This is a genomic window from Lactobacillus jensenii DSM 20557 (assembly GCF_001436455.1).
Classification (GTDB): domain Bacteria; phylum Bacillota; class Bacilli; order Lactobacillales; family Lactobacillaceae; genus Lactobacillus; species Lactobacillus jensenii.
The window spans coordinates 64,317-90,601 of record NZ_AYYU01000003.1; the positions used below are offsets into that span (position 1 = coordinate 64,317).

The 26,285-nt window shown below is 33.7% G+C and carries 23 protein-coding genes; 22 read left to right on the top strand and 1 reads right to left on the bottom strand.

From position 1 onward, the window contains the following. Positions 1 to 125: 125 nt before the first annotated feature. The 21 genes from rsmG to FC45_RS01670 all read left to right on the top strand — a co-directional run bounded on the left by rsmG (position 126) and on the right by FC45_RS01670 (position 23,038). Positions 126 to 845 carry a 16S rRNA (guanine(527)-N(7))-methyltransferase RsmG gene (rsmG, locus tag FC45_RS01570; protein WP_006587772.1) on the top strand — a complete coding sequence of 240 codons (720 nt, stop codon included), beginning with the start codon at positions 126 to 128 and terminating at the stop codon, positions 843 to 845. 15 nt (positions 846 to 860) lie between these two features. After that, the gene (gene noc / locus FC45_RS01575; RefSeq protein ID WP_006585596.1) at positions 861 to 1,703 is read left to right on the top strand and encodes a nucleoid occlusion protein; all 843 of its coding nucleotides are present in this window, start codon (positions 861 to 863) and stop codon (positions 1,701 to 1,703) included. Positions 1,704 to 1,715: 12 nt separating this feature from the next. Next, a complete protein-coding gene (locus FC45_RS01580) occupies positions 1,716 to 2,495 on the top strand; it encodes a ParA family protein (RefSeq protein WP_006587773.1) in 780 nt (259 codons plus the stop codon). Continuing rightward, the gene (locus FC45_RS01585; protein ID WP_006585597.1) at positions 2,473 to 3,381 is read left to right on the top strand and encodes a ParB/RepB/Spo0J family partition protein; all 909 of its coding nucleotides are present in this window, start codon (positions 2,473 to 2,475) and stop codon (positions 3,379 to 3,381) included. The genes FC45_RS01580 and FC45_RS01585 overlap by 23 nt, the downstream gene beginning before the upstream one ends. Beyond that, positions 3,374 to 3,634, top strand: a complete 261-nt coding sequence (locus tag FC45_RS01590; protein WP_006585598.1) for a DUF951 domain-containing protein — start codon at positions 3,374 to 3,376, stop codon at positions 3,632 to 3,634. Before FC45_RS01585 ends, FC45_RS01590 begins: the two co-directional genes overlap by 8 nt. Before the next feature lie 26 nt (positions 3,635 to 3,660). Continuing rightward, positions 3,661 to 4,761 (top strand): redox-regulated ATPase YchF, encoded by a 1,101-nt coding sequence (gene ychF / locus FC45_RS01595; protein WP_006587774.1) that lies wholly within the window; start codon positions 3,661 to 3,663, stop codon positions 4,759 to 4,761. Positions 4,762 to 4,771: 10 nt separating this feature from the next. Then, complete coding sequence (locus FC45_RS01600; protein WP_006587775.1) at positions 4,772 to 5,521, top strand: DUF1129 family protein; 750 nt, start codon at positions 4,772 to 4,774, stop codon at positions 5,519 to 5,521. A 195-nt stretch (positions 5,522 to 5,716) separates the two neighbouring features. After that, a complete protein-coding gene (locus FC45_RS01605) occupies positions 5,717 to 7,444 on the top strand; it encodes an ABC transporter ATP-binding protein (RefSeq protein ID WP_057706328.1) in 1,728 nt (575 codons plus the stop codon). An 8-nt stretch (positions 7,445 to 7,452) separates the two neighbouring features. Next, on the top strand, positions 7,453 to 9,273 hold the full coding sequence (locus FC45_RS01610; protein WP_006588761.1) for an ABC transporter ATP-binding protein: 1,821 nt from the start codon (positions 7,453 to 7,455) through the stop codon (positions 9,271 to 9,273). Between the two features lie 105 nt (positions 9,274 to 9,378). Then, on the top strand, positions 9,379 to 10,065 hold the full coding sequence (croR, locus tag FC45_RS01615) for a response regulator transcription factor CroR (RefSeq protein ID WP_006585602.1): 687 nt from the start codon (positions 9,379 to 9,381) through the stop codon (positions 10,063 to 10,065). 2 nt (positions 10,066 to 10,067) lie between these two features. Further along, positions 10,068 to 11,231 carry a sensor histidine kinase gene (locus tag FC45_RS01620; protein WP_057706330.1) on the top strand — a complete coding sequence of 388 codons (1,164 nt, stop codon included), beginning with the start codon at positions 10,068 to 10,070 and terminating at the stop codon, positions 11,229 to 11,231. A 34-nt stretch (positions 11,232 to 11,265) separates the two neighbouring features. After that, positions 11,266 to 12,816, top strand: a complete 1,551-nt coding sequence (locus FC45_RS01625) for a UDP-N-acetylmuramoyl-L-alanyl-D-glutamate--2,6-diaminopimelate ligase (RefSeq protein ID WP_006585603.1) — start codon at positions 11,266 to 11,268, stop codon at positions 12,814 to 12,816. A gap of 20 nt (positions 12,817 to 12,836) precedes the next feature. After that, on the top strand, positions 12,837 to 13,589 hold the full coding sequence (locus tag FC45_RS01630) for an amino acid racemase (protein WP_006585604.1): 753 nt from the start codon (positions 12,837 to 12,839) through the stop codon (positions 13,587 to 13,589). Positions 13,590 to 13,728: 139 nt separating this feature from the next. Beyond that, positions 13,729 to 14,484, top strand: coding sequence for a DeoR/GlpR family DNA-binding transcription regulator (locus FC45_RS01635; protein WP_006587779.1), 756 nt, complete (start codon positions 13,729 to 13,731; stop codon positions 14,482 to 14,484). Continuing rightward, complete coding sequence (pfkB, locus tag FC45_RS01640) at positions 14,485 to 15,399, top strand: 1-phosphofructokinase (RefSeq protein WP_006585605.1); 915 nt, start codon at positions 14,485 to 14,487, stop codon at positions 15,397 to 15,399. A gap of 24 nt (positions 15,400 to 15,423) precedes the next feature. Beyond that, on the top strand, positions 15,424 to 17,382 hold the full coding sequence (locus FC45_RS01645) for a PTS fructose transporter subunit IIABC (RefSeq protein WP_006585606.1): 1,959 nt from the start codon (positions 15,424 to 15,426) through the stop codon (positions 17,380 to 17,382). A gap of 88 nt (positions 17,383 to 17,470) precedes the next feature. After that, on the top strand, positions 17,471 to 18,259 hold the full coding sequence (locus tag FC45_RS01650) for a Cof-type HAD-IIB family hydrolase (protein WP_006585607.1): 789 nt from the start codon (positions 17,471 to 17,473) through the stop codon (positions 18,257 to 18,259). Between the two features lie 65 nt (positions 18,260 to 18,324). Then, the gene (locus tag FC45_RS01655) at positions 18,325 to 18,981 is read left to right on the top strand and encodes a metal ABC transporter ATP-binding protein (protein WP_006585608.1); all 657 of its coding nucleotides are present in this window, start codon (positions 18,325 to 18,327) and stop codon (positions 18,979 to 18,981) included. Continuing rightward, on the top strand, positions 18,981 to 19,772 hold the full coding sequence (locus tag FC45_RS01660) for a metal ABC transporter permease (protein ID WP_006585609.1): 792 nt from the start codon (positions 18,981 to 18,983) through the stop codon (positions 19,770 to 19,772). Before FC45_RS01655 ends, FC45_RS01660 begins: the two co-directional genes overlap by 1 nt. 122 nt (positions 19,773 to 19,894) lie before the next feature. Further along, positions 19,895 to 21,418, top strand: a complete 1,524-nt coding sequence (locus FC45_RS01665) for an L-lactate permease (RefSeq protein WP_006588763.1) — start codon at positions 19,895 to 19,897, stop codon at positions 21,416 to 21,418. A 96-nt stretch (positions 21,419 to 21,514) separates the two neighbouring features. Next, on the top strand, positions 21,515 to 23,038 hold the full coding sequence (locus FC45_RS01670; RefSeq protein ID WP_006588764.1) for an L-lactate permease: 1,524 nt from the start codon (positions 21,515 to 21,517) through the stop codon (positions 23,036 to 23,038). Between the two features lie 73 nt (positions 23,039 to 23,111). Here FC45_RS01670 and pepF read toward each other — a convergent pair whose 3' ends face one another. Further along, complete coding sequence (pepF, locus tag FC45_RS01675) at positions 23,112 to 24,899, bottom strand: oligoendopeptidase F (protein ID WP_006587781.1); 1,788 nt, start codon at positions 24,897 to 24,899, stop codon at positions 23,112 to 23,114. Between the two features lie 168 nt (positions 24,900 to 25,067). Here pepF and FC45_RS01680 point away from each other — a divergent pair, with 168 nt between their 5' ends. After that, positions 25,068 to 26,276 carry an LCP family glycopolymer transferase gene (locus FC45_RS01680; RefSeq protein WP_057706331.1) on the top strand — a complete coding sequence of 403 codons (1,209 nt, stop codon included), beginning with the start codon at positions 25,068 to 25,070 and terminating at the stop codon, positions 26,274 to 26,276. Positions 26,277 to 26,285: the final 9 nt, after the last annotated feature.

Genomic DNA, 26,285 nt, shown 5'->3' on the forward strand with positions numbered 1-26,285 from the left:
TTGTTTCATGCTTTGACGATTAGCAAAATTTAATTCATAATTGGATGAGTAACAAAAATATTTTTTTGCTAAAAGTATGATTTCGCAGTAAATTGATTAGTGTGAAACAAAATCATGGAGGGTAAATGAAGCCTGAACTTTTCATTAAGCAATTAGCTGAAAAAGGCTTTGCTTTAAATCAAAAACAGATTGATCAATTTTCTAAGTACTATAAAAAGCTGATCGAAGTTAATGAATATGTTAACTTAACCAGAATTACGGATTTAGAGGAAGTCTATTTAAAACATTTTTACGATAGTTTAACACCTTTTTTAGAATATCCAGATCTTTTTAAAAAAGGACATATTTGTGATGTTGGAGCTGGAGCTGGTTTTCCATCTATTCCTATTAAGATTCTGGTCCCAGAAATGCAATTAGCAATTGTTGATTCACTTAATAAAAGATTGAAATTTCTAGCTGATTTAACAGCAGATTTAGATTTAGAACAAGTGGAATTAATTCATGGTCGTGCAGAAGATGTTGGTCAAAATGAAAAATATCGTGAAAAATTTGATTTAGTAACGGCTAGAGCAGTTGCTAATATGGCTACTTTGAGCGAATATTGTCTTCCTTTAGTTAAAAAAGGTGGTCAATTCTTGGCACTTAAAGGACCAAAAGCAGAGTCTGAGTTAGCAGATGCTAAAAAAGCAATTGCAGTTCTTGGTGGGCAAATAACTGCAACTAAGAGTTTACAATTACCTGAATCTGATGAAGAACGGACTTTAATTTTACTAAATAAAGTAAAACAAACTCCGAAAAAATATCCTCGGCAAGCGGGCACACCTAACCGCAAGCCACTTCATTAATGGAGGAATTGAACAGTGGCATTCTTTTTTTCTAAGAAAAACGAAATTCCAAAAGAAAAACAAATTCAAGATTTAGAATTAAGTAAAATTATTCCTAATCGTTATCAACCAAGACATGAATTCTCTGAAGCATCAATTGAACAATTAGCCCAAACATTGGAGCAAGAGGGTTTACTTCAACCGATTGTTGTAAGAGAAAAAGGTGATAACTATGAAATTATTGCTGGTGAACGCCGTTTTCGTGCAGCAAAAAGTCTTAATTGGACTACTATTCCAGCAATTGTTCAAAATATGGATGATCAAAAAGCTGCTAGTTTGGCCTTAATTGAAAACTTACAACGTGAAAATCTTAATCCAATTGATGAAGCTCGAGCTTATGAAGACTTAATGAAATTAAATGAGTTAACGCAAACGGCTTTAGCAAAAGATATGGGGAAATCACAATCTTACATCGCTAATAAGTTACGTTTACTTAAGCTGGAACCAGAAGTACAGTCATATCTTGTATCTGGTACTATTACGGCTCGTCATGGTCGGGCAATGTTAGGATTAACACCAGTTGAACAGTCACATGTTTTGCATGAAATATTACAAAAGAAATTAAGTGTTAAAGAAACCGAAGCAATTTGCGAAGATGTAGATGGTTACTTTGCTAAAAAAGCTGAAGAAGTTAAAAAGCCAGCTAAAAAAGAACCTGAGAAAAAGCGGGTTGTAAAAACAGCCAAGGATTTAAAAGTTCAAATTAATACCATTAAGCAAGCTGTTAAATTAGCAAAGGATTCTGGTATACAAGTAAAATCCCATGAAGAAAAAACAGATGATGGGTATAAAATAACAATTGAATTACACAGAAAGTAGGGTATGTAATTGATGGTCAATATTATTTCAATTGCAAACCAAAAAGGTGGAGTTGGTAAAACAACTACAACTATTAATTTGGCTGCAAGTATTGCGAATAGAGGATATCGGGTCTTAATTATTGACATTGATCCTCAGGGAAATGCAACAAGTGGATTAGGAATAGAAAAATCGACTATCCATCAAGACATTTATAATGTATTAGTTGATGAGATTCCGATAACTGATACTATTCATCATACAAGTACCAAAAATTTAGATATTGCTCCAGCTACAATTAATTTATCAGGCGCAGAAACTGAATTGATTAGTATGATGGCCAGAGAAACTCGGTTGAAATCTGCACTTGATCAAGTAGCAAATGATTACGATTTTGCTTTTATTGATTGCCCGCCTTCACTTGGCCAGCTTTCAATTAATGCCTTTACTGCTAGTGATTCAATTTTAATTCCAGTACAAAGTGAATACTATGCAATGGAAGGATTAAGCCAACTTCTTAATACTATCCGCTTAGTTCAAAAACACTTTAATAAGGATTTAGATGTTGAAGGCGTACTTTTGACAATGCTTGATGCACGGACAAACTTAGGGGCTGAAGTAGTTAAAGAAGTACAGTCATATTTTAGTAAAAAAGTTTATAAAACTATTATTCCGCGAATCACTAAATTGGCTGAAGCTCCAAGTTATGGTGAGCCAATTACTGAATATGATCCTAAGTCGCGTGGTGCAAAGTTGTATGATGATTTAGCTAGAGAGGTGCTAAAAGCTCATGGCAAGAGACTCAAGAAATAATGAACTACGAAAAAAAGGTGGCCTTGGGCGCGGAATAGAAGCCTTATTTGAAGATACTCCAACTCAAATAGTACAAAGTGTGGATGGTACAGAAGAAGTTGAAGAATTAAGCCTAGAAGACATTCGGCCTAATCCATATCAGCCAAGAAAGAACTTTGATGATAAGAGCTTAAAAGAGTTATCTGACTCAATTAAGGAGAATGGTGTTTTTCAGCCAATTATTGTTCGTAAAAGTTTAGATGGCTATGAAATTATTGCTGGTGAACGGAGATTTAGAGCTTCTAAACTAGCTAAAAAATCAACAATCCCTGCTATCATTCGAGACTTTGATGAAGCTCAAATGATGGAAGTTGCAGTGCTTGAAAATTTACAGCGTGAAGATTTATCCCCTTTAGAAGAAGCTCAAGCTTATGAAATGCTTCAAAAGAATTTGGGATTAACTCAAGAAGAAGTTTCTAAAAGAATGGGGAAATCTCGCCCTTATATAGCTAATTACTTACGTCTATTAACTTTGCCTAAAAAAGCTAAAAAACTTTTGCAACATGGTGAATTATCAATGGGACAAGCTAGAACCTTATTAGGGTTAAAAGATAAAGAGAAAATTGATGATTTAGCTAAAAAAGTTGTTAAAGAAGGAATTCCAGTTAGAAAATTAGAAGTTTTAGTTAGTGCAATGAATGAAAAAGCTAATAAAGTTTCTAAGAGTGATAAGATAAGAAAGTCTGCTTTTATTCGAGCAAGTGAAAGTAGATTATCTACAAAATTTGGAAGTCCTGTTTCAATTTCTGAAAGTAAAAAAGGTAAAGGCCATTTATCAATTGACTTTAATTCAACTGATGATTTGAATAGAATTTTGACAATGTTAGGAATTGATTTAGATGACTGATACAAAATTGGCATATCAATTAGCTGATACTGTACTTTTAAAAAAGCCACATGCTTGTCAGGTTAATAATTGGGAAGTTTTACGTTTAGGTGCAGATATTCGCCTTAAGTGTATGGGATGTGGTCATATTTTGATGATGCCACGAGCAGACTTTAACAAAAGACTTAAGAAAATTCTGACCAAAGCTAATGATCCAGTTAATAAAAAATTGGAGCATTACCTTCCTAAAGAAAATATTGCTATACCTAAGTGATTTTTATAAGAAAGAGAGAAAAAAGAATGTCATTAACTGCCGGAATCGTAGGATTACCAAATGTTGGTAAGTCCACTTTATTTAATGCTATTACCAAAGCTGGTGCTGAAATGGCCAACTACCCATTTGCAACAATTGAACCCAATGTTGGAATGGTTGAAGTTCCAGATCCTCGTTTAGCAAGAATTGATGAATTAATTCCAGCTAAAAAGATTGTTCATACTACTTTTGAATTTACTGATATTGCAGGATTGGTTAAAGGCGCTTCAAAAGGAGAAGGACTGGGTAACAAATTCTTAGAAAATATTCGTCAAACTGATGCTATTATCCATGTTGTTCGTTCTTTTGATGACGATAATATTACATCTGTAACTGGTAAAGTTGATCCAGAAGAAGATATTAATACAATTAATTTGGAGCTTGCCATTGCAGATTTAGATGCAGTAAATCGAAGAATTGGTAAGGTTGAAAAGTTAGTTAAAGGTAACGATAAAGATGCTAAAGCTGAACTTGCTGTTCTTGAAAAGATTAAGCCAGTTCTTGAAGAAGGAAAAGCTGTAAGAAGCATTGACTTCAAAGATGATGAAAAGAAAATCGTTAAAGGGTTATTTTTACTTACCTCAAAGCCAGTAATCTATGTGGCTAATATTGCTGAAGATTCAATGGCAGATCCTGAAAGTGATAAATACTTCCAAATTGTTAAAAAACATGCTGAAAGTGAAAATGCTGGTGCAATTGCGATTAGTGCAGCTACAGAAGAAGAAATAGCTGGTTTAGATGATGATGAAAAGCAAGAATTCTTAGAAGCAGAAGGTGTTACTGAATCTGGCTTAGACCGTTTAATCAAGGCTGCATATCATTTACTTGGATTGAGAACTTTCTTTACAGCTGGTGGCCCTGAAACACGTGCTTGGACTTTCCATGAAGGAATGAAGGCTCCACAAGTTGCTGGTGTTATTCACTCTGACTTTGAACGTGGATTTATTCGTGCCGAAGTTGTATCATTTGATGACTTAGACAAATATGAAAGTATGCAAAAGGTTAAAGAAGCGGGACGCTTGCGCTTAGAAGGAAAAGATTATGTTGTTCAAGATGGCGACATTATTGAATTTAGATTTAATGTCTAAGGGGAAATAAATGGATACAAGAGAAAAAAACTTAGCTAATACCCAAAAGCAAGAAGCTTCTCAAGCTAAAGTAGAAAAGCAAACTAGTAGTGTAATACAAGATGTAGATAGCATGCGCAAGCAATTAACTAACAAAAATAGTGATTATGTATTTCGTTTAGAAAAAGCATTAATGGATGCTGGTAAGAGCGAAGCTGAAGCTACAAAAATAGCCAATGATTTATTGGATGAAATCATAACTGCCCAAAAGCAAGGTATTCCCGCAAGTAACTTGTATAAGAAATCACCAATTTTAAAAGCAGAAGAAATTTTGCATCCAGTTATTAAGCCTAAAAAGCCTAAATATTGGATGAGAGCTGTTGATTCAGGTTTATTATACTTTGTAGTCTTTACTGCAATGATTTCTATTATGGCTTTAACTGCTGGTGCTAAGAACCAATATAATTCACAGTATGGTTTGTTGACATTAGTTGCAATTGCAGCGATTTTAGGAACTTTGATGACTTATTATACTGATGTGTTGGTAGCAGGTGGAAAAGCAAAATTTGGAAAGATAGCATTATTGACAATTGCAATGGTAGCTGTTTTATTCGTAGTAATTACTATTTTTTCAAGTAAAGCATTTCAAATCATTAATCCTGTTCTCCCTGCCTGGGCTAATTTGGTACTGGCAGCACTTGTTTATGGAGCTAGGTATTTATTTAGAAAAAAATACAATATTACAACAAGTGTTTTAAATCCTAAAGTAGATAAAGAGTAAATTATTTGACTTTTATTAAATAAAAGGATAATCTATTAAAAAAGTAAATAGTGTAAGTTTTGAGAAAATCATTTTCTTATAAGCGGATATTTTAGGAAGAAGGCTTTATGCCTTCTTTCTTTAGTTTAGAGCTAAAAAGTATACCGCGGTACACTAATCTGTATATAAAAAAATATATTGAAAAGAGGATCAAATATGATTAAGACCTTGATGAAGTCAATTCGCCAATATCGTAAAGAATCGATTCTTTCGCCGATATTCGTAACTGTCGAAGTTTTCATCGAAATGTTTATTCCTTACGTTATGGCATGGCTAATTGATGACGGTATTATGAAGGGGAATACTTCATTAATAACTAAATTAGGGCTATTCTTATTATTAATGGCTTTTATCTCTTTAATGTTTGGTATTGGTGCAAGTTACTTCTCAGCTAAAGCAGCAGCTGGCTTTGCGGCCAACTTGCGAAAAGATATGTTTTATAATACGCAAAACTTCTCTTTTGAAAATATTGATAAATTTTCAAGTTCTAGTTTAGTAACGCGTCTAACGACAGATATTAACAATATTCAATTGGCCTATCAAATGGTAATTAGAATTGCTGTTAGAGCTCCACTGATGTTGATTGTTTCAATTGTTATGGCCTTTGTTGTTAATGCCAAACTTGCAATTCAATTTGTAATTATTGCGCCAATTATGGCTATCTTATTGGCTTTGATTATTAAGAATGCATTTCCATTCTTTCCCAAGATTTTTAAAAACTATGATAAGTTGAATCAAACCGTTCGTGAAAATGTTCGTGGGGTTAGAGAAGTTAAAACTTATGTGCATGAGCAAGAGCAAATTGATAAGTTTTCTGAATCATCAAATATGATTTACAAACTCTTTTCTGGTGCACAAAAGATTATTGCATTAAATGCACCAGTTATGATGTTATTATTAAACGGCTCAATGCTTCTACTTTCATGGTTTGGTGCCAAATTGATCGTGGGACATGAAATGCAAACTGGACAGTTGGTATCAATGTTTTCATATTCAAACTCAGTGCTCTTCAGTTTGATGATTTTATCAATGATTTTTACCCAGTTAACTATCTCTCAAGCCAGTGGTAAAAGAATTACTGAAGTAATTGAGGAAAAATCAACCATTACTCAGCCAACGCAGCACCCAGTTACTGACTTGACTAATGGTGATATCGTATTTGATCATGCTAACTTTAAGTATGAAAAAGATAGTGACGTTTTAGCCTTGTCTGATATTAACTTACATATTCATTCAGGTGAAACTATTGGGATTATTGGTGAAACTGGTTCTTCAAAATCTACTTTAGTAGCGATGATTCCACGGCTTTATGATGTCACTGGTGGTGCTGTAAGAGTTGCTGGTCACAACGTTCGTTCATATGATTTAAAGACTTTGCGTGATAATGTGGCCATGGTTTTACAAAACAATGTTTTATTTTCTGGCTCTATCAAAGATAACTTAAGATGGGGTAATGAAAATGCGAGTGATGAAGAAATTATTGCAGCAGCTAAGGTGGCTCATGCAGATGGCTTTATCAATGAATTCCCAGATGGATATGACACTATGATTGAACAAGGTGGTAACAATGTATCTGGTGGTCAAAAGCAAAGAATTACAATTGCGCGTGCCTTACTAAAGAAGCCAAAAATCTTAATTTTGGATGATTCAACTTCAGCTGTTGATACTAAAACCGAAAAAGAAATTCGTTTGGCTTTGAAGCGTGATATGCCAAATACTACCAAGATTATCATTTCGCAAAGAATTGTTTCAATTAAAGATGCTGATCGAATTATTGTGATGAATCATGGTCGAATTGAAGATATCGGCACTCACGATGAACTTATTGAACGTAACGACCTATATAGTTCACTTAACAAGTATCAATCTGAAAAAGAAAAGTAGGTGAGTAGATGAAAAATCAAAATCAAAAGCATACGTTTTGGCGATTACTTAAGTATATTGTAAAAACTGGACCGGTAGCTTTTCCATTAGCAATTATTGGAATCATTGTCAGTGCCTTTAGTACAGTTTATGGTTCATTATTTATTCAACAATTAATTGATAAATATATTACGCCTTTACTTAAGCAGGCTAATCCTAATTTTACCCCTTTGTTTAATGCGCTTGGCTTTTTAGCATTAGTTTATTTAATTGGGGTAGCCACGACTTATCTGTATACCTTATTGATGATGGTCTTAGCTCAAAAAGTGCAAAAGAGTATCAGAGATAAGATGTTTAAACATATGCAATATTTACCAATTGCATATGTTGATCAAAATGAATATGGCGACATTATGTCGCGTTATACTAATGATATTGATACCTTGATGCAGATGATATCACAGTCAATACCTCAATTTGTGAGTTCAACTTTGACTATTGTTTTCGTATTAGGTTCGATGTTAGTTTTAAGTTGGCAATTAACAATTTTGACTTTAGTTATTTTCTTATTATCAGTTGGAATTGTTCGTTACTTAACTAAAAAGTCTGGTCATTATTTCAAGTTGCAACAAGAAAAATTAGGTGCAATGAATGGTTATAATGAGGAAATGCTCAGCGGGTTAAAGGTAATTAAGGTCTTTAGTCATGAACCATACGTTAAGAACGATTTTGATAAATATAATGATGAATTGCGTCAAGCATCTGGTTTAGCCAATGTTTATGCGACAGTGCTCTTCCCAATTATGGGTAACGTTGGGAATATCTCATACGTTTTAATTGCCTTAATTGGTGGTTTAGGTGCAATTAATGGCTTCTTCCCATTAACTTTGGGTGCAATTGCTTCATTTTTACAATTATCACGTTCATTCAGTATGCCAATTGCTCAAATTTCCCAACAATTAAACTCAATTGTAATGGCAATGGCTGGTGCTAACCGAATCTTTAATGTACTTGATAAAGCTACTGAAGTTGATGAAGGTCGCGTTACTATCACTCATAAAACTGGCGTCAAAAATGCTTGGAATTGGCGTAAAGCAAATAATGAATTAGTTCCAGTTAAGGGGCATATCAAGTTTGATCATGTTGATTTTGGCTATGTTCCAAATAAGCAAATTCTTTATGATATTAACATTGATGCTAAACCTGGTATGAAAGTTGCCTTAGTTGGTGAAACCGGTGCTGGTAAAACTACTATTTCTAATATGATTAATCGTTTTTATGAAATAAATAGTGGTAGTATTACCTACGATGGTATCGATGTTAAGGATATCAAGAAAGATGATTTGCGTAAGTCCGTTGCAATTGTTTTGCAGGATACGCACATGTTTACTGGGACAATCATGGATAATATTCGCTTTGGTAATCCAGATGCTAGTGACGATGAAGTCTACCAAGCAGCACGACTTGCTCATGCTGATGAATTTATTCATGAGCTTGATAATGGCTATCAAACGGTAATTGATGGTTCAGGTGGTGACTTGTCACAAGGACAAATGCAGTTATTATCAATTGCGAGAGCAATGATTGCTGATCGACCAGTGATGATTTTGGATGAAGCTACTTCAAGTATCGATACGAGAACTGAAAGAATTATCCAAAAGGGTATGGATAATTTATTAGCTGGTAGAACTAGTTTTGTAATTGCTCACCGTTTATCAACAATTGTTAATTCCGATTTGATTTGTGTTCTTGATCACGGACATATTATCGAAAAAGGGTCTCATGAAGAATTGTTAGCTAAAAAAGGTTACTATTACGAGTTATACACTGGTAAAAAGGAAATCGAATAATCTTAAGAATATGAAAAGAGCATGCTTAATTACATGCTCTTTTTTATATATTCGATACAATATAAATTGAGATTATTAGAAAGTAAAAAAAGAGGATTCCAAGTTATGAAAATTATAGTCGTTGATGATGACAAAGAAATTGTTGAATTACTTAGTATTTACCTCAAAAATGAAGGCTATGAACCAATTGCTGCATATAGCGGAAAAGAAGCTCTAACCAAAATTGCAACGACGCCTGATATTGGTTTGATGATTTTGGATATTATGATGCCAGGTATAACTGGAATTGACGTAATTAAAGAACTTAGAAAAGATTCAGATATTCCTATTATCGTTGTTTCAGCTAAAACTGGTGATATGGACAAAATTCAAGGTTTAATTACTGGAGCCGATGATTATGTTGTTAAGCCATTCAATCCATTAGAAGTTATGGCTAGAGTCCGTTCATTACTTCGTCGTAGTCAAAAGAAAGTTACAAGTGATAAACCTGATATTTTGGAAATTGGTCCTTTAGTAATTAACAAGGATTCACATGAAGTCAAAACAATTGCAGGAAATGTTATTCAGTTGACAGCATTAGAATTCGGTATTTTATATTTACTTGCTAGCCATCCAAATCGGGTATTTAGTGCTGATGAAATTTTTGAAAGGGTATGGCAACAAGAGTCTGTTGTTTCAGCTAAAACTGTTATGGTCCACGTTTCTCACTTGCGTGATAAAATTCAAAAGGCTACTGATGGAGAAGAAGTTATTCAAACAGTTTGGGGAGTAGGTTACAAAGTAGAGGCTTAAACATGAAAAAAAAGCGCGTCAAGTTAACTGGGCGTGAAAAAAGCGAGTTATTTGCGGAAGCAGTGGTAACAATTATCCTGCTTCTTCTTTTAAATTTATCAATTATAATCTTAATAAACTTGGCTATTTTAACTAATCAAAGTTTGGAAAATGGAATTTATTTCTTGAAAAGTACTTTGATTTTAGGAAATGGATTACATATTTGGTCTTGGCAAAGAATTTTTGTCTTCTTCATGGGCTGTGGAGATATGTTAGTACTATATTGGCGCTTGTTAAGACGCTATCACCAAATGCAATTACGACACGTTATTCAAGAACTGCATTATATAGCTGAGGGTCATTTTGATCATCGGATTTCTTTCGTAGTAAAAACAGATTTGCAAAAGGTGATTGATTCAATAAATTTCTTGGTTGATAGTACTGTAAATGCTATGAATGAAGAAAGGCAAATAGAACAATCTAAAGATGATTTGATTACTAATGTTTCTCATGATATTCGTACCCCTTTAACATCAATTATCGGTTATTTAGGGTTATTAAAGGCTGATAATAGTTTGACAGCTGATCAGTTAAAATATGTTGATATTGCCTATAATAAAGCGGGACAAATGAAAGCTTTAGCCAATGATTTGTTTGATTACACGACTTTAAATTCTATAAAAACAAAAGTAAATTTTGCACCACTACACTTAACATCAATGCTTGAGCAAGTAGCTGCAGGCTTTGAATTAGAAGCTGAAGAAAAGAATATTTCCTTAAATGTCAATACTAATCCAGATGACTTAGTAATTGATGCTGATGCGGAAAAGTTAGTAAGAGTTTTTAATAATTTGATTTCTAATGCTTTGAAATATGGACATGGTGCAAGTTTTATTAACTTATCTGCCAAAAAGATTAAAGCAAATTTAGTAGAAATAAGAGTAGAAAATAATGGTGAAGCTATTCCCAAAGCAGCACTTCAAAAGATTTTTGAGCGCTTTTATCGAGTGGAAACTTCACGTAATACTAAAACTGGTGGCACAGGTTTAGGGTTAGCAATTGTTAAAGAAGTCATAGATTTACATCATGGAAAAATTACATGTGAATCTAATGAACGAATAACAAGTTTTATTATTCATTTGCCATTTAAGGTAGCCTTGCCCGAAAGCAAGACTACTGTGTTATAATTTGGTCTGAAAACAATCTAAGGGGTTTTAAACCATGAGTATTTCTTTAAACACATGTATTTTAATTTTAAAAGAACATCACTTATTAAAATCAAGTGCAGTTCAAGATTCTGTACCTACGAAAATGGACTACATTTCTTATGATTCACGTGATATTCAAACCAACACTTTATTCTTTTGTAAGGGAGCAGGCTTTAGACCAACTTATTTATCAATGGCTAAAGACAATGGGGCTACTTGTTATGTGGCAGAACAACCATTTCCTGAAGGAAAAGGGATGCACGCTCTAGTTGTTAGAGATGTTACTAAGGCTATGGCATTATTATCAGCTGCATTTTATCGTTTCCCTCAAGACGATTTATTCTTGGTTGCATTCACTGGTACTAAGGGAAAAACCACATCTGCTTACTTCTTAAAAGGGATTTTTGATAAGATGAATGGTGGTAAAACTGCATTATTTTCATCAGTTAATGATGTAGTTGGACCTAAACCAGAAGATACATTCAAATCAAGCTTAACTACTCCAGAATCTTTAGATTTATTTCGTAATATGCGTAGAGCAGTAGATAACGGGATGACTCACTTAGTTATGGAAGTATCCTCACAAGCTTATAAAAAGAATCGAGTTTTTGGTTTAACTTATGATTTAGGTTTCTTTTTGAACATAACACCAGATCATATCGGCCCTAATGAACACCCTAATTTTGCAGATTATTTGCACTGCAAGCTACAATTACTTGTAAATTCACGGAAGTGTATTATTAATGCAGAGACAGATCATTTCTCTGAAGTTTATGCTGCTGCTACAACAACTACTAATCCAGATAGTATTTATCTTTTTAGTAGACAAGGCTATGAAAATCCTGATTTAAAAGTACCAGTGGACTTTTTATTTAAATCTGAAGAAACTGATTTGATTGAAACTAAGTTCCAATTATTCTGTGCTAGTGATAAGGCCAAGCACTTAGCTATTGAAGGCGAATATACTTTAGATATGATTGGTGACTTTAACGAAATTAATGGTACAGCTGCTATTATTGGAGCAGGTCTTGGTGGGGCGAATCACGATCATGCTGCCGAAGGCATTCGTCATGTCACTATTCCAGGTAGAATGGAAACTGAGAAAACTAAAAACCATGGTTTAGTTGTAGTTGATTATGCTCATAATAAGGCAAGTATGATGGCTTTAATGGGATTCATGAAGAAAGAATTTAGTAATCCTAAAATTATTGTTGTTGTAGGAGCTCCTGGCGATAAGGGAGTGAGCCGGCGACCAGGCTTCAGTCAAAGCTTAAGCGTTTTTGCGGATAAAGCCTTTCTTACTACTGATGATCCTGGTTTTGAAGATCCAATGGATATCGCTGAAGAAATTAATGCTGGAATTGATCACGCTAAGGTAGATGTAACTATTGAACTTGATCGTGAAAAAGCAATCCGTGAAGCAATTAGTATGGCTGGTAAAAATGATGTTGTATTGATTTGTGGTAAAGGGGCCGATCCTTTCCAAAAAGTTAGAGGTATAAACACTCCTTACCCATCAGATATTGTTGTGGCTAGAAATGTTATTAAAGAACTAGAAAAATAATCGATAGAAAGTAGATTAGGATGAAACACTTTTTTACTATCCTTGGTGGGATGGGAACTATTGCAACAGAAAGTTATGTTCGCTTAATTAATCACCGTGTAAAAATTAATAAAGATCAAGATTATTTAAACTATATCCTAGTAAATGATGCTGAAATTCCTGACAGAACAGCTTACATCAAGGATCATACTAAAGAAAATTTCTTTTTTGCATTAAAAGATGATGTTGAAAAACAATCTTTACTCAAGCCAGATTTTTTTGTAATGCCATGTAATACTGCCCATTACTTTTATCATGATTTAGCTGCTTTAACAGAGGTCCCTTTTTTAAATATGATGGACATTGCAATTCATACTTTTTTGGAAAAATTCCCAAATGAAAAAAAGATAGGATTAATTGCGACTGAAGGATCAATCTATGATCGTCTATATGAAAAGTCAATTGAAAAAGTGGGTCGCGAGGTAGAATTTGGCGGTAGTGAAATTCAGCCAATGGTAACTGATTTGATTTATCATAATATCAAAGAAAAAGGTGTTGTGAATAAAGAACTCTACCACAGAATTTTGCAAAAGATGCATGATGAGTACGGTTGTAATGTAATCTTACTAGGGTGTACTGAATTATCATTAGCCCAAGAAAAAGCACCAGATCATCCATATAATGTAATTGATCCACAATCTATTTTAGCTGATGTAACGATTGAATTAGCTTTGAAGATTAGAAATGGTATGGAAGTTGATAAGGCTGTAAGCAAGTATTTATATCAAGATTAATAATTAAATGAAGAATATATTCCTTTGGGGATGTATTCTTTTTTGTTAGAAAAATTTTGCCTAAAAGTGATAGAAAATGAATGAAAATGATTGATTTTGATTGAGAGAGCGGTTACTATATTAGTCGAGGTGAAAAAAGATGCTGACACAAGAGCGCCAATCGATTATAAAGAATTACGTCGACCAGCATGATTTCTGTCGTGTTGCTGATTTATGTAAATTGACGCAATCGTCAGAATCAACCATTCGCCGTGATTTGTCAGAAATGGATCAATTAGGGATATTGCGAAGAGTTCATGGTGGAGCACAAGCAGTTAATAGGTCAATTAGAGACATTGCTCAACATATTCGTTTCACAATTAATGTTGAGCAAAAAAGAAAAATAGCAAAATATACGGTTCAAAATTTTGTAAAACCTGGATCCTATATATTTTTAGATGCTGGAACTACTGTTTATGAAATGGTCCCTTTTTTAAAAGAGATTGCTGATCTAACAGTAGTAACTAATAGCTTAGATACAGCTGTCGAACTTCTTAAAGAAGATATTCCTACAAGAGTTTTGGGAGGGAAATTAAAGAAGCAGACTCATGCTATTGTAGGAGAAGTTGCAATTAAGCAGCTTTCAGAATTGAATTTTACAGCTGCTTTTATTGGAGCAAATGGCTTAAGCAAGACAGGGAATTTTACTACTCCCGATCCAGCTGAAGCGGCTATTAAGCGTCAAGAACTATTGCAGGCTAAACAAGTCTTTGTATTAATGGATTCGGCAAAGCTATTTGATGAGCATTTTGCTAAATTTGCTCATGTATCTGAGGTGACCTTGATTACTAATCCATTATCTTTTGACCAAAAAAATAAGTTACCAGATGATTTAGTTTATGAGGAGGCTGACTAAATGATTTATACAGTTACAGTTAATCCAGCACTTGACTATGTACTACAACTTGAAAAAGTAAATACAGGTGAAGTTAACCGGACAAATGATTGTCAATTCTTAGCAGGTGGAAAGGGAATTAATGTTTCTCAAATTTTAAATCAGTTAAAAATTGATAATACAGCTTGGGGATTTGTTGGTGGCTTTACAGGAACAGAACTTGTTCGCCAACTTAATAAAAAGCAAATTGTTAGTGATTTCGTAAAAATCTCTGATACAACAAGAGTTAATGTAAAGATTCATGCAGAAGTTGAATCAGAAATTAATGCTGCTGGTCCACAAATTACAGAACAAGAAATTGCTGCATTTAAGTCACGTTTAACAGATTTAAATGAAGGCGATATTGTTGTAATGAGTGGTAGTTTAACTCCAAGTTTAGGGGCCGATTTTTATAAAGACTTGCTTCCAACTATTAAAGAAGCTGGAGCTGAATTTGTAGTTGATACAACTGGTCAAGCTTTACTTGATACTTTAGAATATAAACCACTTGTTATTAAACCTAACCATCATGAATTAGCTGATTTATTTGGTGTAACTTTTAATTCAAATGAAGATATGCTTACATATGCTAAGAAATTACTTGATATGGGTGCCCAAAATGTCATGATTTCTATGGCAAAAGATGGTGGTTACTTAGTAACTCAAGATGGTGTATACCATGCAGCTGGTGCTAAAGGTGTAGCAGTAAATTCAGTTGGTGCTGGGGACTCAATGATTGCTGGATTTGTTGGAACTTATTTTGAAACTAAAGATCCAGTTGAAGCATTTAGAATTGGTATGGCTTGTGGTGCTGCTACTGCCTTCACTAAGGATATTGCAGTTAAGAGTCAAATTGATGCTGTTTTACCACAAATTAAAGTAGAAGAAGTAAAATAAAAATTTAGAAAAAGAGGGGAAAATATGCGGATTAAAGATATTTTGAGTCCAGAGTCAATGATTATGGACTTAAAGGCAACTGACAAAGAAGCAGCTATTAATGAAATGGCTGATTTAGAAGTTGCTACTGGTATTGTTAACAATAAAGAAGAATTCGTTAAGTCAATCTGGGCTCGTGAAAACGAATCTACTACTGGTATTGGCGAAGGAATTGCTATGCCTCACGCTCGTAACAAGAGCATTAATAAGGCGAGAGTATTGTTTGCTAAGAGTGAAAAAGGTATTGACTTTAATTCACTTGATGGCCAGCCAGTTCACTTATTCTTTATGATTACTGCTCCAGATGGTGCAGATAATACTCACTTACAAGCATTAGCTAAGCTTTCAGGTTTACTTGTAAATCCTGATTTAATTGCTAAGTTAAAGGCAGCTACTAAGCCTGAAGAAATTATTGATATCTTTACTAAAGCTGAAGAAGCTAAAGATGCTGAAGAAAAAGCTGCAGCAGAAAAGGCAGCAGCTAAGAAAGAAGCAGCAAAAGAAGCTAGCGATAAGCCTTTAATTGTTGGTGTTACTGCATGTATTAATGGTATTGCTCACACTTACATGGCTGAACAAGCTTTAATTAAGGCCGGTGAAAAGTTAGGTGCTGAAGTTAGAATTGAAACTAACGGTTCAGAAGGTGTTAAGCATGAATTAACAGCTGATGAAATTAAGCGCGCTAAGGGTGTTATCATTGCTTCTGATAAGAAAGTTAAGATGGCACGTTTTGATGGTAAAGAATTAATTGCTGGTCCAGTTGTTGATGGTATTAACAAGCCAGAAGAATTAGTTAAAGATATCTTAGCTGGAAAAGGTAGTGTATACCACGATAGTGGCAACGGCGAAGAAGCAAGCGAAGCTAAAGCAAGTGGTTGGCATGCAGTATACCAACAATTAATGAATGGTATTAGTCATATGCTTCCATTCGTTATTGGTGGTGGTATTTTGATGGCCATCTCATTCTTAGTTGAACAATATATGGGTGGCTCAAAGACTGAGGCATTTGTATTCTTAAACAATGCTGGTAATATGGCCTTTGCCTTCATGGTTCCAGTTCTTGCAGCTTATATTGCTGAAGCTATTGGGGATGCACCAGCACTAATGCCAGGTTTTGTTGGCGGATTTATGGCAACTGTTTACAAAGGCTCATTTGGTGGAGCTTATGTTGCAAGTGTTAACCATAGCGCAAATTCTGCTGCCGGCTTCTTAGGTGGTATTGCTGCTGGTTTCATTGCTGGTTACATTGTTGTAGGTCTTAAGAAGTTATTCAAGGGCTTGCCTAAATCAGTTGAAGGTATGAAGCCAATGCTCTTATACCCAATCTTTGGTTTATTGTTTGTAGCTCTTATCATGTACTTTATTATTAATCCTATTTTTGGAGCATTGAATGGAGCTATTACAGCATTCTTGAACCACTTGGGAACTGGTAACTTAGTATTACTTACTGCTATTTTGGCAGGTATGATGTCAATCGATATGGGTGGTCCTTTCAACAAGGCAGCTTATGTCTTTGCTTCAGGAGCATTTGCTAATGACCCTAATTCAAAGACAGCCGCTATTTTAATGGCAGCTGTTATGGTTGGTGGTATGGTTGCACCATTTGCTACAGCTATTGCTAGTGCATTCTTTAAGAATAAGTTTACTGATGAAGAAAGAAAAGCTGGTATTACTAACTGGATTTTAGGATTCTCATTCATTACTGAAGGAGCAATTCCATTTGCTGCTGCAGATCCTAGTCGTGTAATTCCATCAAGTGTTATCGGTTCAGCTGTTGCGGGTGCTTTAGTTGGTTTCCTTCATGTTGGTGTTCCAGCACCTCATGGTGGTTTCTGGGTATTCCCACTTGCTACTAACATTCCAGGTTACTTCTTAGCTGTAATTATTGGTTCAATTGTTGCTGCTATTATTTTAGGATTCTGGAAAAAACCAGTAAACAAATAATTTATGTTGATTTAAATAAATTAGACGCTATCGATTAAGATAGCGTCTTTTTTTGATAGAATAAAAGTAAGTAAGCAGGAGGATAATTATGATTAAATTAATTGCGACGGACATGGATGGTACATGGCTGAACTCTGATAAAAAGTATGATGTTGATCTTTTTGAAAAAGATATTGCGTTGATGAAGAAAAATAATATTAATTTCGTTATCGCAAGTGGTAATCAATATGATAACTTGAAAACACGTTTCCCAGATAATATTGATGACCTATATTTCGTAGCAGAAAATGGTGCTTTGGTTGCTAAAGGTAATCAGATTTTGGCAATTGAAGATTTAACTATTGAAGAAATTAATGAAATAAGAAGAGCTTGTAATGAATATAGATATCCTGTTGTTTGGGCTGGATTGAATAGTGCTTATGTTTTAAAAAGTGATGGTACTGAACTTTATCAAGAAATGAAAAAGTACTATCACAAATTGACAGCAGTAGATTCTTTTGAAGAAATTACTGATCGTTTATTTAAAATGAGCTTTGTAATTTTAGATAAAAATGTTTTAGATTTGGTGCCTGAAATGAAAGAGAAATATCCTAATTTAGGTTTTGTTGCAGGTTCTGAATATACTATCGATGTTTCTAAAGTAAATATGAACAAGGCAGTGGGACTCAAGCTTTTGGGAGAAAAATTAGGAATTGCTCCTAAGGAAATGGTAGCATTTGGAGATAGTGGCAATGATGTCGCAATGCTTGAATATGTTGGAAAAAGTTTTGCTACTTCAACAGCACAAGTGGTTGCTAAGGAAGCCGCTGATGAATTAATTGGATCAAGTGATGATAGTAGTGTTCAAAGAAAAATCATTGCATTGTTGAGTAAATAGGAATATACTGATAAGATTTTTAATTATCAATAAAAATCAAAAATTTAATTGAAAGGAAGGTAGTAATGGGAGAAGTTTTAACAGTTGAAAATTTGACTATGCAGTTTGATGATCAGACTGTTTTTAAAAAATTAAATTTCACACTAAAAAAAGGCTCAATGACTGCCTTACTTGGACCAAATGGTGCAGGAAAAACAACTTTAATTCGTATTCTTATGAATATGCTAACAGCTACTAATGGTACTTTTAAATTCTCTCAGAATACTAAGATTGGTTATGTTCCCCAATTTCGGAATATTGATATAGACTATCCTTTAAGTATTAGAGCTTTTATTGAGTTGAATACTCCTTTATTTAAGTCAGCCTCTATTAAAAAAAGAGTTGATAATATATTAAGGGAAACGAATTTACTAGAAATTCAAAATACCCGTATGGGAGAGGCTAGTGGTGGACAAAAGCAACGAGCATACTTAGCTCAGGCTTTGCTTGATGAGCCAAATTTCATTATTTTAGATGAAGCTACTGCAAGTTTAGATCCAGTAGCAAAGGAAGAATTAATGACTCTCATTAAGCATTTAAATGAAAAGCATGGGTTGACAGTTTTATTTACAACGCATGATATTCCTCTTGCTAAGAAGTACATGAAGGACTACTTGTTGTTTAAAGATAAAAAATTGGAACATAATAAAATTAGTCAGTTAACTAAGGAGGCGTATGAATAATGTTTGCATATGAATTTATGCGTTACGCCTTTTGGGCCTCAACTTTTATTGCAATTACTTGTGGAGTGGTTGGGGTTTATGTTGTAGCTAGAAGTTTTAGCTTTTTAGCCCATACTTTAAGTGAAATTGGTTTTGCAGGAGCAGCATTTGCTGTATTTATGGGAATTAATCCTCTTTGGGGAATGCTCTTATTTACACTGTTAGGCTCTTTAGGAGTTGGCGAATTATCAATTCATTCTAATCAAAAAGAGTCATCCATTAGTGCTATTAGTGCTTTATTTATTGGATTAGGGGTATTATTTTTATCTTTAGCAGGTTCTAATAGTCGCTATGCAACTAATATTTTATTTGGAAGTATTATTGGTGTCGATTTAGAAGGGGTAATTCAGTTAACTGTATTATCTTTATTAGTATTAATAATTATTGCCTTAATTCAGAGACAACTAAACTTTGATTCGTTTGATCATATTGGGGCATTAGCCCATAATGTAAATGTTAGTCTGGTTGGAATAATATTTTTGATTGTGATGGCGATGGCTGTAAGTGTTGGATCTCAAGTAGTAGGCTCTTTGTTAGTTTTTATTTTATTAACTTTACCTGCATCAACAGCACGCTATTTAGGAAGAACGATTCCAGCTATGATAGCTTGGTCTGTAGGATTAGCATTAATAGGTGTCTGGGCCGGATTATATTTAGGCTTTATTACCAATTGGCCAGTTACTTTCTTCATTTCTGTAATTGAAGTTATAGTATATTTGATTGTATATTTATCAAAGATTGTGAAAAAATAAGCATTGAAATGACGCAGATTTGCGTCATTTTTTTAATACATTTCACTTTACAATTAAAGCGCTTTCATAATAAAATCAACCTATAGGGTTTTAAATATGGAGGCAGTATTATGAATGTAAGTATGTGGATTAAATTTATTTTTGCTTTGATTCCAATTATTTGGTTAATTACCTCGTTAGGTGTTTTAAAAATGGCAGCTACCAAAGCTACGATGATTGGTTTAATTATAACAATTATTTTAGCCTTGTTTAGTTTTAATATGCCCCTTATTAATGTATTTAGTGCTACCTTAGAGGGAGCTTTAATGGCATTATTTCCAATTATTTATGTCATTGTGGCAGCTTTGTTTACTTATAATGTAACTAATAAATCGGGTAGCCTTAAGGTTATTCAGGATTTATTGAGTTCAATTTCTACGGATAAACGTATATTGGTGTTAATTATCGCCTGGGGCTTTGGTGGATTCTTAGAAGCAATTGCTGGATTTGGAACAGCAGTAGCAATTCCTGCAGGTATTTTAATAGCTTTTGGAATTGATCCAATTAGGGCAAGTGTAATATGCTTAATAGCTAATACCACTCCTACAGCATTTGGCGCAATAGGCCTTCCAGTTATCACCTTAGCTAATATTACCCAAATTAATGGTAGTGAATTATCCACTTATGTCACTTTTGAACTATTTCCGTTAATTGTGGTGATTCCATTTATTTTAGTTATTCTAGTTGAAAATAGTCTTAAAGCAATAAAAGGAGTAGCAGGGATTTGCTTGGCTTCAGGCTTTGCCTTTGCCTTACCTCAAATTATTGTTGCAAAATTTGTAGGACCTGAGCTTCCAGCAATTGTGGGAGCAATTTTCAGTATTGTAGTGACTATCTTTTTAGCAAAATTAAGAAAGCAAAATGAAAAGCAAACTGAGGGTAAAAAAGAGAAAAGTCAGTCATTTGCTCAAGTACTCAAGGCAATGTCCCCATTTATTTTAGTGTTTGTATTTGTATTACTAGCTTCTCCACTTGTTCCAAGTATTAATCAGCTCTTAAATCAATTCATTATTAAATTTTCAATTGGCAAGGGTAGTTTTAAGTTTGCATATCTAGCTTCGCCGGGTACATTAATAATTATTGCAACTATTATTGGTGGCTTGATTGAAAAAATCAAATTACAGGAATTAAGTAAAATATTTATTGTTACAATTAAAGGATTAGGAAAAACCACATTAACAGTTTGCACGATTGTTGCTCTAGCCAAAGTAATGGGATATAGCGGAATGACAAATGCTTTAGCAGTTAGCTTAGTAGCTTTAATGGGACCAGTTTATCCGTTAGTAGCTCCATTAATTGGTGCAATAGGAACTTTTATAACTGGATCAGATACTTCTGCTAATGTATTATTTGGAAATTTGCAATTATCGGCAGCCCAATCATTAGGAGCAAATGTTGACTGGGTAGTAGCTTCCAATATGGTAGGTGCCACAGCAGGAAAAATGATATCTCCACAATCAATAGCGGTTGCTACTGCATCTACAGGTCTTGAAGGGCATGAAGGAGAGCTTTTAAAACAGGCTTTAAAATGGTTTAGCCTTTATTTAATAGTAATTTGTCTATATTTATTTGGTCTTGGAATAATATTAGGAATGCTAAAATATTAATTAGAAACTCGCGTAAGCGAGTTTTTTTAAGCATATAATTGGTCCGTATAAATACTATATGATAATATAAAAGTATAACTATACTGGAGGTATGAGATGAATTCACTAATACAGTTATTTTTAGACTTGTTACCAATTATATGGTTAATTATCTCACTGGGTGTTTTAAAAATGGCCGCAGTTAAAGCAACTAGTATTGGACTTGCTTTAACTATATTGTTATCAATATTAGGTGGCAAATTAACCTCCACTCAAACTTTTTTAGGTGCCTTAGATGGTGCAATAATGGGATTAATAGTAATTTCATATGTTGTAGTAGCCGCTTTGTTTGCTTATAACAGTGCGAGTTATTCAGGAAATATGAGAGTTATTCAAAATGCATTGAGCCAAGTATCAACTGATCCACGAATATTAGTTTTACTAGTATGCTGGGGCTTTGGGGCTTTTTTAGAGTCTGTAGCTGGATTTGGGATAGCTGTTGCCATTCCTGCTGGTATATTGATTTCTTTTAATATTAAGCCTGTTAAGGCTTCGGTTATTAGTTTATTGGCTAATACTGCAACTACTTCTTTTGGAGCAGTAGGACTTCCAGTAATTACTTTAGCAGATGTAACAAAACTAAATTCGCAAACTTTAGCTATATTTGTTAGCTTACAATTATTAATTTTATGTATTTTAGTACCGTTTTTGTTAGTTTTATTAGTAGATTCTTCGTTTAAAGAATTAAAAAAGATTTGGTACTATCCTTTAACAGCTGGACTGGTATATGGTCTTGTTCAATTAGTAGTTTCCTATTATCTAGGAGCAGAATTGCCAACAATTATGGCGTCGCTAGTTACTCTGATTGCATTAATAATATTAGCCCGAGTAAAAAGTAAGTCAGCTGTTGATCAGGAGAAACATACTTTTACTGAAATCGTAGTTGCGGCAGCACCATTTATTTTGATTTTTTTATTAGTATTAATTACTTCATCGCTGTTTCCACAAATTAATAACTTTTTGAATAATTTTAAAATTAATTTTCAAATTTATCCTGGCCAGGGTAATAGTCAAGATTTTGCATATCTTGCCTCACCTGGAACGATTATTTTATTATCCGCAATTATTGGCGGATTAATTCAAAAAGTTTCATTGCAAGAGCAACTAAAACTTTTGATATTAACTTTGAAAAGCGTCTGGAAAACGATTATTACGGTATGTGCAATTGTTGCCTTGGCAAAAGTTATGGACTATTCAGGAATGACTACAACACTAGCAACTAGCTTGGTGAAAGGACTAGGTCCAATATATCCACTTTTTGCACCAGTTATTGGTGCAATTGGCAGTTTTGCTACGGGTTCAAATACATCCTCTAATGTTTTATTTGGAGATTTACAATTATCTGCTGCTAAAAATTTAGGAGTAAATAAGTATTGGTTAGTTGCGTCAAATATGGCTGGGTCAACAGCGGGCAATATGCTTTCACCTCAATCAATTGCAGTTGCAACTACTGGGGTGAAGTTAGAAGGAAAGGAAGGAATTATTTTAAAGGATGCTTTGAAATGGGCAGGACTTTATTTAGGAATTATTTGCGTCTTTTTGTATCTAGTTGGAATAATTATTGGAATGATAAAGCTGTAAAAAATAAAACAGACTAAAGTTGTAAATAATTTAATGTTATTAAATTACGAAACTTGTTAGTCTGTTTTTTCTTTTAAAGTAATTTTTCTAATTCGTTTAAGCGTTGTTCAAATACTGAAAAGGCACTATCAAGATAAGCTGATGTTGTCATATCAACACCGGCTTTTTTCATAATATCAATAGGATATTCGCTTGACCCTGCTTTTAAGAAGTTTAGATAGTCTGTTTTTTGTTTATCGGTACCATGAACGATATTTTTTGCTAAAGCAACGGCTGCGGCGAAACCAGTAGAATATTGATATACATAAAAATTATAATAAAAATGCGGAATTCGAGCCCATTCTTTGTCAATATCACTGCCAGGTTCTACAATCCCATAATATTTTTGATTTAGTTCACCATAAAAGGTATTCAATCTTTCTGCGGTTAATGGTTCGCCATTTTGATCTGCTTCATGGATAAATTGTTCAAATTCAGCAAATTGAGTCTGACGATAAAGTGTAGTTCTGAATGCCTCTAAGTTGTAATTAAGAATGAACGCTCTAATTTTTGGATCAGTTGTCTTACTTAGTAAGTATTCAGTTAGAATGTTTTCATTAGTAGTTGAAGCTATTTCTGCTAAGAAGATAGGATATTCACCATAAACATAAGGTTGATTTTTTCTGGTAAATGCAGAATGGACAGAATGCCCGGTTTCATGAACTAAGGTGTAAAGTGCATCGAAATCATTCGTCCAGTTAAGCAATTCATACGGATCAGTATCATAGCTTCCCCCAGAGTATGCGCCGGTAACTTTACTTTTAGATTCTACAACATCAATTACACGATTATTGAAAATATAATCTACCTGATCAAGATATTCTTTCCCTAAAATACTCAATGCTTCTCGTGCTTGATCTTTAGCCTCTTTATAACTATATCTTAAAGATGGAGTTCCAGTAATTGGAACGTATAGGTCATACATTTCAAGGTTTTGTAGTCCCAAAACTTTTTTTCTTAATTTCATGTAGCGGTGAAGTAAATCGAGGTGCTTGTGAACCCCATTAACTAAGTTATCGTAAACAGAAACGGGGATATTGTTTTGCGATAAAGAAGCCTCTTTTGCATTAGCATAACCATGCATTAATGCAGCATAATTTTGGGCTTTGACATTACCCGAGAGAGTTGAAGCAAGTGTATTTTGAAATTGACCATAACTTGCATAAAGAGTTTCAAAAGCATTTTGTCTAACAGATCTTTGAGGTGATTGGATAAGTTGACTATATAAGCCTTCAGATAATTGAACCATTTCTCCATCATTATCAGTTGTATAACCAAATTCCATATCTGAATTTGTTAGAACATTATAAGTGTTACTTGATGAGTTAAGAGCCGCTCCACTTGCAGCAATAATTTGTTCTGCTTGTGCATCTAAAGTGTGTTGACGCTTGTTGGTAATTTGGTCTAAGTAATGCTTATAATGTGCCAATTTAGGTTCTTGCAATTCAAATTTTTTAAGATTTTGATCACTTAGAGATAAAATTGCTGGATTAACAAAACTGATTACGGAGCTATATTTATTAGCTAAGTCTTCAGCCATTGCAGCAAAACCTAAATAGTGGTTATTACTAGTGTCAACATCTCTAGACATTGTGGCATATACGTAAACTTTCTCAAGTCGGCGATCAATTGAAAAGATTTGGGTTAAAGCAGAATATAAATCACTACCTGACTTAGTAATAATGGTGCTTAAGCTGCTTAATTTATCAATTTCATTGCTTACTGATTTAAATTCTTTTTGCCAGGCTTGATCATTTGGAAAAACTCTTGTTAAATCCCAAGTTAATTCTTTTGGGACCTCATTTCTTGTGGGTAATACCATAATAAAATTCCTCCGTATATTGAATAATTTTATTTTAGCGTGTTACTTATCAAATTTACAAAAAATATCTTTTTATCTTAAATAAAGCCTTAAAATTAATGAAAAAAGTATAGTTTTAAAACAAAAAGTGGCAGAATTTAAATATAAGTTTGTTGAGGAGAATTGGATATGACACAAAACCATCTGGGTAGACGGGAAGAATATCACTTCAAGCAGCAAAGTGGACGCTTACTATCTCGAAATCAATTTTTTGCTGCAAATAAGCAAAATTTCAGCAATAATAGACAGTCTAAGAAAACTTTAACTTTATTTATTTTTCTTATTATTGGATTTATAGCAACATGGGGTAGTCATTTCTACTTTAATTTAGAAGCTGCTTTAGGAAATACTTATCAAGGTGGTACACCAGCTACACAAATTACCAATAAGCAGCCTATATCAGTTTTGATTTTGGGAGTAGATCAAGGAATTGAGAATCGTCATGATCAAGGAAATTCTGATACTATGATTTTGGCGACAGCCAATCCTAAGACGCAAAAGTCGACTTTAACCTCGATACCGCGCGGTTTATTAGCTGATATTAGGGGTGATAATGGAAAATATTTCATGTTTAGAGTTAATTCAGCTTACCAAGTAGGCGGTAACAAAGCAGCTATGAAGACGACTAAGGTTTTGCTGAATACCCCGATTAATTATTATATGGAAGTTAATATGAAGGCATTACAAGAGCTAGTAGATGCTGTAGGGGGAGTCGATGTTAAAGTTCCATTTTCGTTTACTTATAATACAACTTTCAAAAAGGGAAAGATGCATTTAAATGGTAAGCAAGCATTAGATTATGCGAGAATGCGAAAAGAAGATCCTCGTGGAGATTATGGACGTCAAATGCGCCAGAGACAAATTATTATGGCAATTGTCAAAAATGCTTTAAGCCTAAATAGTATTTCTAACTATAAAAAGATTTTAAAAGCATTTTCAAAAAATGTGACAACTAATATGACTTTTAGTGATATGATGGCTATTGCTATTAATTATCGTTCAGTTGCAAATAATATTAAGAGTGATTACATTCATGGCCATGATGCATGGATTGATGGAGCCTCGATTCAGGTTGCATCAACTAGTGAATTACAGAGAGTATCAGATTATATTCGTACTAATTTAGGCTTGAATAAGCAAAAAATTAGTAATGAAGAAACTAGACAAAATCGCTTAAATAAAAAATATAATGCTATTGATTGGACCAATCCTAATGCTTTCACTAATTATCAAGTATTTCCAGCTAATAGTGATTCCGCAATTAACTCAAGTTCAAGTAGTTATAATACAACTTATAATAATAACGTTAGTGAATATGATAATGGTGGAAATTGGTAGAAAAAAGAC

Excerpts from the sequence above, each read along its gene's own strand:
- FC45_RS01625 (WP_006585603.1), top strand. The coding sequence starts at position 11,266 with ATGAGTATTTCTTTAAACACATGTATTTTAATTTTAAAAGAACATCAC.
- croR (WP_006585602.1), top strand. The coding sequence starts at position 9,379 with ATGAAAATTATAGTCGTTGATGATGACAAAGAAATTGTTGAATTACTT.
- FC45_RS01660 (WP_006585609.1), top strand. The coding sequence starts at position 18,981 with ATGTTTGCATATGAATTTATGCGTTACGCCTTTTGGGCCTCAACTTTT.
- pepF (WP_006587781.1), bottom strand. The coding sequence starts at position 24,899 with ATGGTATTACCCACAAGAAATGAGGTCCCAAAAGAATTAACTTGGGAT.
- FC45_RS01585 (WP_006585597.1), top strand. The coding sequence starts at position 2,473 with ATGGCAAGAGACTCAAGAAATAATGAACTACGAAAAAAAGGTGGCCTT.
- rsmG (WP_006587772.1), top strand. The coding sequence starts at position 126 with ATGAAGCCTGAACTTTTCATTAAGCAATTAGCTGAAAAAGGCTTTGCT.
- FC45_RS01630 (WP_006585604.1), top strand. The coding sequence starts at position 12,837 with ATGAAACACTTTTTTACTATCCTTGGTGGGATGGGAACTATTGCAACA.
- FC45_RS01680 (WP_057706331.1), top strand. The coding sequence starts at position 25,068 with ATGACACAAAACCATCTGGGTAGACGGGAAGAATATCACTTCAAGCAG.
- FC45_RS01650 (WP_006585607.1), top strand. The coding sequence starts at position 17,471 with ATGATTAAATTAATTGCGACGGACATGGATGGTACATGGCTGAACTCT.
- FC45_RS01580 (WP_006587773.1), top strand. The coding sequence starts at position 1,716 with ATGGTCAATATTATTTCAATTGCAAACCAAAAAGGTGGAGTTGGTAAA.
- FC45_RS01670 (WP_006588764.1), top strand. The coding sequence starts at position 21,515 with ATGAATTCACTAATACAGTTATTTTTAGACTTGTTACCAATTATATGG.
- FC45_RS01655 (WP_006585608.1), top strand. The coding sequence starts at position 18,325 with ATGGGAGAAGTTTTAACAGTTGAAAATTTGACTATGCAGTTTGATGAT.
- pfkB (WP_006585605.1), top strand. The coding sequence starts at position 14,485 with ATGATTTATACAGTTACAGTTAATCCAGCACTTGACTATGTACTACAA.
- FC45_RS01635 (WP_006587779.1), top strand. The coding sequence starts at position 13,729 with ATGCTGACACAAGAGCGCCAATCGATTATAAAGAATTACGTCGACCAG.
- FC45_RS01665 (WP_006588763.1), top strand. The coding sequence starts at position 19,895 with ATGTGGATTAAATTTATTTTTGCTTTGATTCCAATTATTTGGTTAATT.
- FC45_RS01610 (WP_006588761.1), top strand. The coding sequence starts at position 7,453 with ATGAAAAATCAAAATCAAAAGCATACGTTTTGGCGATTACTTAAGTAT.
- FC45_RS01605 (WP_057706328.1), top strand. The coding sequence starts at position 5,717 with ATGATTAAGACCTTGATGAAGTCAATTCGCCAATATCGTAAAGAATCG.
- FC45_RS01620 (WP_057706330.1), top strand. The coding sequence starts at position 10,068 with ATGAAAAAAAAGCGCGTCAAGTTAACTGGGCGTGAAAAAAGCGAGTTA.
- FC45_RS01645 (WP_006585606.1), top strand. The coding sequence starts at position 15,424 with ATGCGGATTAAAGATATTTTGAGTCCAGAGTCAATGATTATGGACTTA.
- FC45_RS01590 (WP_006585598.1), top strand. The coding sequence starts at position 3,374 with ATGACTGATACAAAATTGGCATATCAATTAGCTGATACTGTACTTTTA.
- ychF (WP_006587774.1), top strand. The coding sequence starts at position 3,661 with ATGTCATTAACTGCCGGAATCGTAGGATTACCAAATGTTGGTAAGTCC.
- FC45_RS01600 (WP_006587775.1), top strand. The coding sequence starts at position 4,772 with ATGGATACAAGAGAAAAAAACTTAGCTAATACCCAAAAGCAAGAAGCT.